We start from the raw sequence: 12,053 nt of genomic DNA, 5'->3' as shown, positions 1-12,053 counted from the left end.
AGCGACGATGAATGCGGCGAGCGAACCGTCATGCGGGCTTTGGCGCGAGTCGCGTCAAAAAAGTCGTGGGGTATTATATGGCAAGACGTTGATCCACTGATTTTGCCTCTGGCTTTCATGACCTTTTCTGCCGCGCATTCTCCCGCCGCTTCCCCTGGCGCCGCTCCGACCGACAATCGCCGCGACCTGCTCGCCGCCTGGCTCGGCAGCCACGCCGGCCAGTACGCCCTCGACCTCGCGACGCTCGCCCCGGCCTCGGCCGACGCGAGCTTTCGGCGCTATTTCCGCCTCGCGAGCGCGGGCGCGCACGGCGCGTCGCTGATCGCCGTCGACGCCCCGCCGCCCGAAAAGAGCCGCGAATTCGCCCAGATCGCGCAGTTGCTCGAGGCGGCCGGCGTGCACGTGCCGCGCGTGCTCGAAGCCGATTTCGACGCGGGCCTCATGCTCGTGACCGATCTCGGCACCGCGCCCTACCTGAATGCGCTGCAGGAAGCCGGCCCCGGCACGCGTTCGCGCGAGCTAATGCGCGACGCCATCGACGCGCTGATCCGCTGGCAGCACAGCTCGCGGCCGGGCGTGCTGCCGGACTTCGACGAAGCCTTCATGCGCCGCGAGATGGAGCTGATGCCCGAGTGGTATCTGGAGCGCCATCTGGGCCGCAAGGTCGACGAAGCCACGCGCGGCGTGCTCGATCGCACCTTCGCCCTGCTCGTGGCGAGCGCCCGCGCGCAGCCGCAAAGCTTCATGCTGCGCGACTTCATGCCCCGCAACCTGATGATCGCCACGCCGAACCCCGGCGTGCTCGACTTCCAGGACGCCGTGTACGGCCCGATCACCTACGACGTCGTCTCGCTGCTGCGCGACGCGTTCCTGAGCTGGGACGAGGCGTTCGAGCTCGACTGCTTCGCGCACTACTGGGAGCGCGCCAAGAAGGCGGGACTGCCCGTCGATGCCGACTTCGGCGAGTTCTACCGCCAGCTCGAGTGGATGGGCCTGCAGCGCCACATCAAGGTGCTTGGCCTGTTCTGCCGCATCAACTATCGCGACGCCAAACCGCATTACATGGCCGACCTGCCGCGCTTTCTCGCCTACGCGAGCAAGGTCGCGCACCGCTACCGCCCGCTCGCGCCGTTCGCACGGCTCATCGACGAGCTACAGGGCAGCGCCGTCGAAGTCGCTTACACCTTCTGAAACGGGCCGTCATGACCCAATCGAATCACACGCCGGCCAGGGCGAGCCACGGCCGCACCGCCATGATCTTCGCCGCCGGACGCGGCGAACGCATGCGTCCGCTCACCGACACCTGCCCGAAGCCGCTCCTCGCGGTGGGCGGCAAACCGCTCGTCGTGTGGCAGATCGAGCGGCTCGCCGCGGCGGGCTACATGCGCATCGTCATCAATCACGCATGGCTTGGCGCGCAGATCGAAGCCGCGCTCGGCGACGGCGCGCGCTTCGGCGTCACGCTCCACTATTCGCCCGAGCACGACGCGCTCGAAACGGCGGGCGGCATTGCCCAGGCGCTGCCGCTCATCGAGTCGACGGGCGCGCCCGAGGTGTTCCTCGCGGTGAGCGGCGACGTCTACAGCGCCTACGATTTCGCGCGCCTGGACACGCACGCACAAGCGCTTGCGGCGCAAGAACAGCCGGGCATGCATCTCGTGATGGTGCCGAATCCGCCGTTCCACCCGAAGGGCGACTTCGCGCTGGGCGCCGACGGCCGGCTCGCGATCGACGGCGCGCCGCGCTACACGTTCGGCAATATCGGCCTCTATGACACGCGTATGTTCCGCGATCTCGCGCCCGGCACGAAGCGCGCGCTCACGCCGTACTATCGCGAGGCGATCGCGCAAGGACGCGTGAGCGGCGAGCTATACGAAGGCGTCTGGGAAAACGTCGGCACGCCCGCGCAGCTCGAGGCGCTCGACGCCGCGCTGCGAGATTCGACGAGCGCGCACCACGGCTGAGACCGGCAACGCAAAGCGCCGCGCCAACGCCGGCGCGGCGCGCTTCGTCAGTTTCCTCCCGCCGCCGGCAACTCCACCTGCCCCTGTTGTGCCTGGGACTGTGACTGCGACTGGGGCGCTTCACCCGCCTTCTGCTGCTGAAGCGCCCACATCTGCGCATAGTGTCCGCCCGCTTGCAGCAATTGCGCATGCGTGCCGCGCTCGACGATGCGCCCATGATCCATCACGATGATCTGCTGCGCGTGCACGACGGTCGACAGCCGGTGCGCGATCACGAGTGTGGTGCGCTCGCGCGCGATCTGGTCGAGCTCGTGCTGGATGGCGCGCTCCGAGCGCGAATCGAGCGCTGACGTCGCCTCGTCGAACAGCAGGATCGGCGGATTCTTGAGCAGCGTACGCGCGATCGCCACGCGCTGCTTCTCACCGCCCGAAAGCTTGAGGCCGCGCTCGCCCACGGACGTGTCGTAGCCCTTGGGCAGGCTCTCGATGAACGCGTGAATGTGCGCCGCGCGCGCCGCGGCGATTACTTCCTCGCGGCTTGCCGTGGGCCGTCCATAGGCGATGTTGTAGTAGATCGAGTCGTTGAACAGCACCGTGTCCTGCGGCACGATGCCGATCGAGGCGCGCAACGAATCCTGCGTGACGTCGCGGATATCCTGGCCGTCGATGGTGATCGCACCGCCGCTTTTGCCGGGATCGGAGCGGTCGAGATCGTAGAAGCGGAACAGGAGCCGTGCGAGCGTGGACTTGCCCGAGCCGCTATGCCCCACCACGGCCGTCGTCGTGCCCGCAGCAATCGTGAAGCTCAGGTCGTGCAGAATCTGGCGCGACGGTTCATACGCGAAGTTCACGTGAGAAAAGCGCACCTCGCCGCCGCGCACCGCAAGCGCCTGCGCGCCGGGCACGTCGGCCACTTCGCGCTCGACGGTGAGCAGCGTGAACATGCGGTCCATGTCGGTGAGGCTTTGCTTGAGCTCCCGATACACCACGCCGAGAAAATTCAGCGGAATGTAGAGCTGCAGCATGAAGGTGTTGATGAGCACGAGGTCGCCGAGCGTGAGCCGCCCCGCCATCACGCCCTGGGTGGCGCGCCAGAGGATGAACACGAGCCCGGTGCCGATGATCGCCTGCTGTCCGAAGTTGAGCGCCGAAAGCGAGTGCTGCGACTTGATCGCGGCCTGCCGGTAGCGGTGCAGGTTTTCGTCGTAACGCTTCGTCTCCCACTCTTCGTTGCCGAAGTACTTCACGGTCTCGTAGTTGATGAGCGAATCGATCGCGCGTGCATTGGCGCGCGAATCGAGCTCGTTCATCGTGCGGCGAAAATGCGTGCGCCACTCGGTTACCTTCACCGTGAACACGATGTACGCGACGAGCGCGATGAGCGTGACGATCGCGTAGTACGCCTCGTACTTCACCACGAAGAAGCCGAGCACGAGGCCCACTTCCACGAGCGTCGGCAGGATGCTGTAGAGCGAGTATGAAATGAGCTGCGTGATGCCGCGCGTGCCGCGCTCGATGTCGCGCGACATGCCGCCCGTCTGCCGCTCGAGGTGAAAGCGCAGCGAGAGTGCATGCAGATGGCGGAACACCTTGAGCGCGAGCTGGCGCACGGCGCTCTCGGTCACCTTCGAAAAGAGGATTTCGCGCAGTTCGGTGAACAGCGACGTCGACAGACGCACGATGGCGTACGCCACCACGAGCAGTCCGATGCCACCCGCGAGCACGATGCCGGGTGCGTGCTCCGCACGACCGAGCGCCGTGAGATGACGCACCGAGGCGAGACCGTCGACGATGTGCTTCATCACGATCGGCACGCCGAGGTTGGCCACCTTCGCGCCGATCAGGCAGGTGAGCGCGAACGCCACGCGCCATTTGTAGGCCGTGAGGTAAGGCAGCAGCGAAACGATCGTCTGCCAGTCGTTGCGCGGCCCGGTGGCGGGCAGCGCGGGTTCGTTGGAAGCGGGAAAGCGGCGCATGGGGCGAGCGGCGAGATGCCAGCGCCGTGCGGCGCGCCAAGGCCGGTTCGGGGACCGGAAGCTGGCGCGGCGCAAACGGCCCGGCGAGTCATGTGGGGCGAATGTGAGGTTCCTGGCGACGGGTTTCGCGAAGGTGGAGGGCTCTAATCGACCGCCCGCCGCGCCTCAGGCTTTCCCGTACAATTCCTGATCAACGTATTGTCGCAGAAGGCGGCACGCGCCGCTGGGCGCCCCGCGCCGCAACGCCTTGCGCCGTTCGATCCCTTTTCATGGAAGCCCGATGACCGACTCCTTCCCGCTCCCCCAAAAATCACCTGCGCTGCGCGTCGTGCCGCAGCCCTCGGACGCCAACGTTCACGGCGACGTCTTCGGCGGCTGGATCATGGCGCAGGTCGACATTGCCGGCTCGATTCCGGCGAGCCGCCGCGCCAACGGACGCGTCGCGACCGTCGCGGTGAACTCGTTCGTGTTCAAGCAACCGGTGTTCGTAGGCGATCTGCTGAGCTTCTACGCCGACATCGTCAAGACCGGCAACACCTCGGTGACCGTCGAGGTCGAGGTGTACGCGCAGCGCATGCGCCTCCAGGAGGAAGTCGTCAAGGTGACGGAAGCCACGCTTACCTATGTCGCCACCGGCGCTGACCGACGCCCGCGTCAGCTGCCGCCGATCGAATAACGGCAACAACCAGCGCAAGCACGAACGCCCGGTCGTGGCGCCGGGCTCAATCCGTCCACGCGAGACCGGGCGTTTCCTCGTAGGTCGCGCTCGCGCGCAACAGCGCCGCCGCCTCGTCGCCAGGCAGCGGCGGCGCGAAAAAGTAGCCTTGCAGCTCGTCGCACGCGCGCTCGCGCAGGAAGGCGAACTGCGCCGAAGTCTCCACCCCTTCCGCGATCACCTGCAACTGCAGCTCGTGCGCAAGCGCGATGATGGCTGCCGTGATCGTTTCGTCGTCGCCGCTCGTGCCGATGTCGGCCACGAACGAGCGGTCGATCTTGAGCCGGTCCACTGGCAGACGCTTCAGGTAGCTCAGGCTCGAATAGCCGGTGCCGAAGTCGTCGATGGCAATGCCGATGCCCAGCGCGTGCAGCTCATTCAACATCGACACGGCTTCTTCGGCGTTGCGCATGAGCGTGCTCTCGGTCAGCTCGATTTCGAGCCAGCAGGCTTCCAGGCCGGTTTCCTGCAGCACGTCCTTCACGAGCTGGGCAATGTCGCGCTGGTGGAACGTCTTCGCCGAGAAGTTCACGGACACGCGCACGGGCGGCAGCCCCGCGAGCTGCCACGCGCGATTCTGCCGGCAGGCCTCGCGTAGCACCCAGTCGGAAAGCGGGCCGATCAGGCCGCTCTCCTCGGCCACGGGAATGAACTGCGCGGGCGAGACGAGCCCCACCTCCGGATCGCGCCAGCGCACGAGCGCCTCCATGCCGATGATGCGCCCGCCCTCGATCTCCACCTGCGGCTGGTAGTGCAGCAGGAACTCGCTGTCGCGCAGCGCACGGCGCAGGCGCCGCTCGAGATTCAGGCGCGCGCCCACATTCGCGTTCATTTCGGGCTCGAAGAACTGGAACGTGTTGCGGCCCATGTCCTTCGCGCGGTACATCGCGACGTCGGCCTTCTTCATGAGCGTTTCGGCGTCGTTGCCGTCCTGCGGGTAGACGCTCGCGCCCATGCTGCAACCCACATACAGCTCGGTGCCGTCGATCCACACGGGCTCCGAGATCAGCGAACGCGCCCGCTCCATCCAGCCGATCAGCGACTTCTCGTCGATCGTGTCGGTGAGCACGATCACGAACTCGTCGCCGCCGTGGCGCGCGACCGTATCGGTCGTGCGCGTGCAGCGCTGGAGCCGCTCGGCCACCACGCCCAGCAGCCGGTCGCCCACGCTGTGGCCGAGACTGTCGTTCACGTTCTTGAAGCCGTCGAGGTCGATGAAGACCACGGCCACGCCCGTGTCGTGCCGCTGCGCCGCGAGCAGCGCGTGCTGGAGACGGTCGCGCAGCAGGTTGCGGTTGGGCAGCAGCGTGAGGCTGTCGTAGTTCGCCTGGTATTCGAGCTGCTCTTGATAGCGGATCAGCTCGGTCACGTCGTTGATGATGCCGATGTGATGCGTGATGCGCCCATCGAGATCGGGCACCGGCGCGATCAGCAGCTGGTTCCAGAAGAGCGCGCCGTCCTTGCGGTAGTTGCGCAGCACGGCGCTCACTTCGCGATTGGAAAGCAGCGCCTTGCGCACCGCGATGAGTCCGTCCTGATCGCGGTCGTCGCGCTGCAGGAGGCGGCAGTCCTGGCCGATCACCTCGGCCGGATCGAAGCCCGTGATGCGGCGAAACGCCGGATTCGCGTACTCGATCAGATTGCTGCCGCCCGGGCCCGGCGCGGTGATCAGGATGGCGTTCACGCACGCGTCGAGCGCGCGGCTTTGCAGGCGCAGCGCGAGGTCGGCGCGCTTGCTTTCGGTGGTGTCCGAGTACGAGCCGAGCACGCCGATCACGCGGCCGTCGCCGTCGAGCAGCGGCAGCTTGCTCGTGAGCGTCGTGCGGTGCAGGCCGTCGATCGTGTGGTTGTCCTCGTAGTTGATGCGCGGCAGCCCCGACTCGATGACTTCGCGGTCCTGCTCGCGCATGCCGTCGGCGTAGGCGCGCCACGGCAGGTCGTCGTCGGACTTGCCGATGATCTGCTCGGGATACGCGAGGCCCGCGTCGCGCGCGAAGGTCATGTTGCAGCCCAGATAGCGCGACTGCGCGTCTTTCCAGAAGATGCGCTGCGGGATGTTGTCGATCACCGACTCGAGCATCTGGTTCGAGCGCTGCGCCTCCGCTTCGGCCTTGATCTGCTCGGTCACGTCGTCGGCGAGCACGAACACGGCGTCGCGGCCGAGGAAGGTGAGCGAGTGATGCGAGATGTCGGCGCTGATGATCGAGCCGTCGCGGCGGCGATGGTGCCAGATGCCGGCCATCATGCGCACGTTTTGCGTGACCATGTCCGAGCGCGTGAGGTGCTGCTCGAGCCGCGAGACGTCCTCGGCGGGACGGATTTCGCGGATCGTCATCGTGAGGAATTCTTCCTCGCTGTAGCCGTACTGCTGGATCGCGGCGGCGTTCACGGCGAGAAAACGCAGCGTCTCGCGGTCGAACACGTACATCGGCACCGGATGCGCGTCGAACAGACCCTGAAAGCGCTCGCTGCGCAGGCGCATGCCGCTCACGGCGCGCAGCTTCTCGCGGGCCGCGCTCTCGCGCGCGCCGAACGTGTAGATGAGGAGCGTCCCGCCCGCGAGCATCGTCACGATCAGCAGCAACAGCGCGCGGCCGCCCGAGCGCGCCGAGTCGGCGAGCGCGGCGGCGAGCGCCAGATCCTGGGCGCGTTGCAGCGCCGCGAGCTGCCCGTCGAGCTGGTCCACGAGGTTGTCGATGCGGATGTATTCGCCGGCGAGCCACGCGGCAGTGGCGGGCGACGGCATTGCCGTGTCAGGCAGCGCAGCGGTCGGCGTGATGGGGTTCTGGGCGCCGTTCGTGACAGCCGGTGCGACTGTTAGCGTATCCAGCGTCACGGCGCTCGCCGCCTCATCCGCCGCGGCGTGCAGCGGCAAGATGGTGCCGGTCACGACATGACCGGCCATGCGCGCGTCGGCGGGGTTCCCGGGTTGCATCGTCTTCGCTGCCGCGACGTTGCGGGCGAGCGCCTCGCGGTCGCCCCACGGCGCTGCGGGCGAACGCGCGGCATTTGCGGGCGTTGCGGTGCCGAATTCCTGGCTGGCCGCACCGTCGGCCGCCACGGCCTGCGTTGCCACGGTCCCGCTTGCCCCCGCCGCCACGGCAGCCTGCCCGCGCTCGTCGGCAACGCGCTGCTCGGCACGCGCAAGCGTCACGTCGATCTCGCCCACAATGACACTCGCCTGCCGCGCCAGCGCGTCGAAACGGGCTGCGAGGTCGGCGTTACCGCCCAGCTCAGCGCGCAGGGCGCGGGTGGTTTCGTCGAGCATGGCGGCGCGCGCGTCGTGCGCGGCGGCCGACTCCGGCTGGCCCTGCACGGCGAAACGGCCCAGCGCGCTCATGCCGCTGCCAAGCGCGTCGCGATAGCGGTCGAGGTCGTGACGGATCGTCGCCGCCTGGCTCGCGCGCTGGTCGATCTCGCGCTGACCGTCGATCTGCGTCCACGCGACAAAAGCGTTCGCGCCAACGGCCGCCGCGACGACGGCCAGATTGATGAGTTGGCGCTTCGAAAAAAGAAGGTTCATGAATGCCGAGCGTCGTTCGCGCCCGCGCCGTGAGCGCGGGATGATGGGTCACGACTGCGCGCGACCGGTCGGCGCCTGACGCGCCAACCCGAAATAACGGCAGGGCCGGCCGGGTCTTGAGGGTCAATGTGGAGAAAGAAGCGGAAAACGACCCGCGGCGGCGCGAGGCTGCCGCGGTCAGCGGGAATCGGGTAGGGATCGGCGATGAATCGTGGCGGGCAGGCGCGGCGGGAAACAGCGGGGCAAAATCACCGCGGCACCGCCAGCCCGAACTCGTGCATCGCCGGCGCGAAGTCGTGATTGCTCTCGGGCTTGCGCGCGAGCTTTGCCAGCACGTAGCGCTGGAACGGGTCGAGCTGCGCCCAGTCTTCGAGGTCGGGCGCCTGCAGGCTGGCAAGCTCGGACTGCAGCGCAACGCCGCCGGGCACCGCGTTCACGTCGCGCCAGGCCGGCGCTTCTTCGGGCGCGAACCATTCGGGTTCGACGTTCGCGTGCGTGCGCATCATCTCGAAGAGCGCGTGGTCGAAATTGGGCTCGATTTGCGTGTCCTCGTCCACGGGGAAACACGCCAGCAGCCGGCGGTCCTCGTAGGGCAGCAGTTGCCATTGCGCGAGCGAAATGCGCAGACCAAAGCGATCCAGGTTGAAGCGCACGCACATCGGGATAAAGGTGAGATTTTCCGACGAGTCGACCTCGAACCGGAAAAGCAGCGGAGCTTCGTTCAATGCCATGACGGTGTCCTCGCGAGGCGGGCATAAGCGCGGGCGGCCCGCTTGAGGTATTTTAGAACCTTCCGCGCGCGGCGCGGCCCCGCTGTCCCCCGGCGGCGCTGCGGTACCGCGCCGCACAAGGACCGATGGAGTTTTGCGCTTGTCCCCCTCAACTCGCCCCCCTACCCGCACGCCAATGAGCACCGCAGACCGGCCGCAGATCGCGACGACGCATCCCCTCGAAACCGAAGGCCAGCCCGGCGCCATCGAATTGCGCGTGCATCGGCACCGCGGCGGCGCCGTGCAAACGCGTGAGGACCACGTGGGTCAGGAATGGCCCGTCGCGCTCGTCTTCAACGGCATTTCGCACGCCGTCATGATGTGCACGCCGCGCGACCTCGAAGCGTTCGCCGTGGGCTTTGCGATCTCCGAAGGCATCGTCGGGCGCAATGCCGACATTCAGGACATCGAGGTGTACTGGCACGAGGATGCGGACCTGCCGCACGCCGAAGTCCACTTGACCGTGGTGCAACAGGCGTTCGTCGAGCTCAAGGAAAAGCGCCGCGCGCTCGCCGGGCGCAGCGGCTGCGGCGTGTGCGGCATCGAGAGCATCGACCTGCTCGATCTCGAGCCCGAACGGGTGCCCGATACGGGCTTCGTTGCGCGCCTGGCTCCCGACGCCATCGCGCGCGCCGCACGCGAACTGCCGCGGCATCAGGCGCTCACGAAGCTCACCGGAGGCCTGCACGCGGCCGCGTGGTGCGACGAAAACGGCGCGATCCTGCGCGCCTTCGAAGACGTGGGACGCCATAACGCGCTCGACAAGCTCATCGGCCAGCTCGTGATGGAGCGCGCCGACACGCAGCAGGGCTTCGTCTTCCTCTCGAGCCGCGCGAGCTACGAACTGGTGCGCAAGGCCGCGCGGGTGGGCATTCCGATGGTCGCGACGATCTCGGCGCCCTCCTCGCTTGCCATCGCCATCGCCAGGCGCGCCGGACTGCGGCTCGTGAGCTTTTGCCGCGAGTCCGGGTACGTCGATTACGAAACGGCCTGAAGCACCGTTAGCGCTTAATCGAACTGCCGGAAATCCGGCTTGCGCTTTTCGAGGAAAGCCGTGAACGCCTCGCGCGCTTCGGGCGCGAGCAGCATCTTGCCGAAGTGCACGAACTCTTCGCTCATGCGCGTCTTGACCTCGTGCGTGTCCGCGCGCTTCATGAGCGACTTCGTCACGCGCAGCGACGACGCGGGCAGCGCCACGAGCTTCGCCAGTTGCGCGCTAACGAACGCGTCGAGTTCGGCCGCCGGCAGCACGCGATTCACGAAGCCCATGCGATGCGCTTCCGCCGCGTCGAAGGTCTCGCCGAGCAGCAGCTTTTCCGCCGCGCCCTGGTGGCCCGCAATGCGCGGCAGCAGCAGCGACGAAGCCGCTTCGGGGCACAGCCCGAGTTGCGAGAACGGCACAGCGAAACGCGCGTTGTCGGCGGCATAGACCATGTCGCAATGCAGGAGCAGCGTCGTGCCCACGCCGATCGCCGGCCCCTTCACCGCGGCGACGAGCGGTTTTTCGAACGCCGCGATGGCATCGAGAAAGCGGATCACGGGCGAATCGGCGCCCGCGGGCGGCCCCTTCAGAAAGTCTTCGATGTCGTTACCGGCCGTAAAGATCTCGGCGTGGCCGCGCAGCAGCGCCGCGCGCACCGAGGTGTCCTTGTTCGCGCCGTTGAGCGTGTCGGCCATCGCCTGATACATCGCGGGCGTCAGCGCGTTCTTGCGCGCGGGCCGGTCGATGGTGATCGTGAGCACGCCGTTTTCGTGTGCTACCAAAATTTCGTTGCTCATAAACCTGTCTCCTCGCATCCCAATCGTGATACGAAAAACGGTCCGCAGACCGCGAAGTCTGCGAACCGTGTCGATAACGCCAATGCGCTAATCAGATGAACGCTTACAGCCGCTCGATGATGCCCGCCGCACCCATGCCGGTGCCGACGCACATCGTCACCATGCCGTACTTGTAGTTGCGGCGGCGCAGGCCGTGGACGACCGTCGAGGCGCGGATCGCGCCCGTCGCGCCGAGCGGGTGGCCCAGCGCAATCGCGCCGCCAAGCGGGTTGATCTTCGCAGGATCGAGGCCGAGGTCCTGGATCACCGCCAGCGACTGCGCGGCGAACGCCTCGTTCAGTTCGATCCAGTCGAGATCGTCCTGCTTCAGGCCCGCAGCCTTCAGCGCCGCCGGAATCGCTTCCTTCGGACCGATGCCCATGATCTCCGGCGGCACGCCGCGCACCGCGAAGCTCACGAAACGCGCGAGCGGCGTGAGGTTGAACTGCTTGAGGATCTTCTCGGAGACGACGATCAACGCGCCCGCGCCGTCCGACGTCTGCGAGCTGTTGCCGGCCGTGACCGAGCCCTTGTTGGCGAACACCGCGCGCAGCTTCGCGAGGCCTTCGAGCGTGGTATCCGCACGCGGGCCTTCGTCCAGCTCGATCAGGCGCTCCTTCACCTTCACTTCGCCCGACGCGAGATCGGGGGAACGCTCGACGATCGTGTACGGCGCGATTTCGTCCTTGAACTCGCCGGCCTGCTGCGCGGCGAGCGCGCGGCGATGCGATTCGACCGAGAACGCGTCCTGCGCCTCGCGGCTCACCTTCCAGCGCTCCGCCACTTTCTCGGCCGTGAGGCCCATGCCGTAGGCGATGCCGACGTCTTCATTGCGATCGAAGATATGCGGCGAAAGCGACGGCTTGTTGCCCATCATCGGCACCATGCTCATCGACTCGCAGCCGCCCGCGATCATCGCGTCGGACTCGCCCACGCGGATGCGGTCCGCGGCCATGGCGAGCGCCGTGAGGCCCGATGCGCAGAAGCGGTTGACGGTCACGCCGCCCACGCTTTGCGGCAGACCCGCGAGCAGCGCGCCGATACGCGCCACGTTCAGGCCCTGCTCGGCTTCGGGAATCGCGCAGCCGACGATGGCGTCTTCGATCACGCTCGTGTCGAGGCCGGGCACCTGCGCCACGGCCGACCTGATCGCGTGAACCAGCAGCTCGTCCGGGCGGGTATTCCTGAACACGCCGCGCGGCGCCTTGCCGATGGGCGTGCGGCTCGCGGCGACGATGTATGCGTCCTGCAACTGTTTGCTCATCTCTTACTCCAGTATCTGGTGTG

Annotated in this window: 9 protein-coding genes; 4 read left to right on the top strand and 5 right to left on the bottom strand. The window is 67.2% G+C overall.

The features are described from left to right. Positions 1 to 117: 117 nt before the first annotated feature. Together AB3X99_RS00485 and murU are read left to right on the top strand one after the other, a co-directional pair. Positions 118 to 1,191, top strand: coding sequence for an aminoglycoside phosphotransferase family protein (locus AB3X99_RS00485; protein WP_368615884.1), 1,074 nt, complete (start codon positions 118 to 120; stop codon positions 1,189 to 1,191). A 62-nt stretch (positions 1,192 to 1,253) separates the two neighbouring features. Next, positions 1,254 to 1,964, top strand: a complete 711-nt coding sequence (murU, locus tag AB3X99_RS00480) for an N-acetylmuramate alpha-1-phosphate uridylyltransferase MurU (RefSeq protein WP_368616244.1) — start codon at positions 1,254 to 1,256, stop codon at positions 1,962 to 1,964. A gap of 47 nt (positions 1,965 to 2,011) precedes the next feature. Here murU and AB3X99_RS00475 read toward each other — a convergent pair whose 3' ends face one another. Further along, positions 2,012 to 3,940, bottom strand: a complete 1,929-nt coding sequence (locus tag AB3X99_RS00475) for an ABC transporter ATP-binding protein/permease (protein WP_342948416.1) — start codon at positions 3,938 to 3,940, stop codon at positions 2,012 to 2,014. Between the two features lie 280 nt (positions 3,941 to 4,220). Between AB3X99_RS00475 and AB3X99_RS00470 the strand changes: the two genes are divergently transcribed. After that, positions 4,221 to 4,616: an acyl-CoA thioesterase gene (locus tag AB3X99_RS00470; RefSeq protein WP_028206008.1), complete on the top strand. Its 396-nt coding sequence runs from the start codon at positions 4,221 to 4,223 to the stop codon at positions 4,614 to 4,616. A 46-nt stretch (positions 4,617 to 4,662) separates the two neighbouring features. Here AB3X99_RS00470 and AB3X99_RS00465 read toward each other — a convergent pair whose 3' ends face one another. Together AB3X99_RS00465 and AB3X99_RS00460 are read right to left on the bottom strand one after the other, a co-directional pair. Continuing rightward, positions 4,663 to 8,178 carry an EAL domain-containing protein gene (locus tag AB3X99_RS00465; protein WP_256094560.1) on the bottom strand — a complete coding sequence of 1,172 codons (3,516 nt, stop codon included), beginning with the start codon at positions 8,176 to 8,178 and terminating at the stop codon, positions 4,663 to 4,665. A gap of 248 nt (positions 8,179 to 8,426) precedes the next feature. Then, on the bottom strand, positions 8,427 to 8,909 hold the full coding sequence (locus tag AB3X99_RS00460) for a nitrate reductase associated protein (RefSeq protein WP_342948415.1): 483 nt from the start codon (positions 8,907 to 8,909) through the stop codon (positions 8,427 to 8,429). A 175-nt stretch (positions 8,910 to 9,084) separates the two neighbouring features. On the opposite strand from AB3X99_RS00460, the gene fdhD reads away from it, so the two are divergent. After that, positions 9,085 to 9,942 carry a formate dehydrogenase accessory sulfurtransferase FdhD gene (gene fdhD, locus AB3X99_RS00455; protein ID WP_368615883.1) on the top strand — a complete coding sequence of 286 codons (858 nt, stop codon included), beginning with the start codon at positions 9,085 to 9,087 and terminating at the stop codon, positions 9,940 to 9,942. 14 nt (positions 9,943 to 9,956) lie between these two features. On the opposite strand, the gene AB3X99_RS00450 is transcribed toward fdhD, so the two are convergent. Further along, entirely contained in the window at positions 9,957 to 10,727 is a 771-nt protein-coding gene (locus AB3X99_RS00450) for an enoyl-CoA hydratase (RefSeq protein ID WP_368605552.1), read from the bottom strand. Between the two features lie 103 nt (positions 10,728 to 10,830). Further along, positions 10,831 to 12,030 (bottom strand): acetyl-CoA C-acyltransferase, encoded by a 1,200-nt coding sequence (locus AB3X99_RS00445; protein WP_069262901.1) that lies wholly within the window; start codon positions 12,028 to 12,030, stop codon positions 10,831 to 10,833. Positions 12,031 to 12,053 lie beyond the last annotated feature (23 nt).

The organism is Paraburkholderia sp. BR10882 (genome assembly GCF_040948855.1).
Taxonomy (GTDB): domain Bacteria; phylum Pseudomonadota; class Gammaproteobacteria; order Burkholderiales; family Burkholderiaceae; genus Paraburkholderia; species Paraburkholderia nodosa_A.
Note: the sequence above shows the minus strand (reverse complement) of the source record. Positions and strands in the feature narration are given on the sequence as shown.

Coding starts and splice junctions, on each gene's coding strand:
- fdhD (WP_368615883.1), top strand. CDS start 9,085: ATGAGCACCGCAGACCGGCCGCAGATCGCGACGACGCATCCCCTCGAA.
- AB3X99_RS00475 (WP_342948416.1), bottom strand. CDS start 3,940: ATGCGCCGCTTTCCCGCTTCCAACGAACCCGCGCTGCCCGCCACCGGG.
- AB3X99_RS00485 (WP_368615884.1), top strand. CDS start 118: ATGACCTTTTCTGCCGCGCATTCTCCCGCCGCTTCCCCTGGCGCCGCT.
- AB3X99_RS00465 (WP_256094560.1), bottom strand. CDS start 8,178: ATGAACCTTCTTTTTTCGAAGCGCCAACTCATCAATCTGGCCGTCGTC.
- murU (WP_368616244.1), top strand. CDS start 1,254: ATGATCTTCGCCGCCGGACGCGGCGAACGCATGCGTCCGCTCACCGAC.
- AB3X99_RS00445 (WP_069262901.1), bottom strand. CDS start 12,030: ATGAGCAAACAGTTGCAGGACGCATACATCGTCGCCGCGAGCCGCACG.
- AB3X99_RS00460 (WP_342948415.1), bottom strand. CDS start 8,909: ATGGCATTGAACGAAGCTCCGCTGCTTTTCCGGTTCGAGGTCGACTCG.
- AB3X99_RS00470 (WP_028206008.1), top strand. CDS start 4,221: ATGACCGACTCCTTCCCGCTCCCCCAAAAATCACCTGCGCTGCGCGTC.
- AB3X99_RS00450 (WP_368605552.1), bottom strand. CDS start 10,727: ATGAGCAACGAAATTTTGGTAGCACACGAAAACGGCGTGCTCACGATC.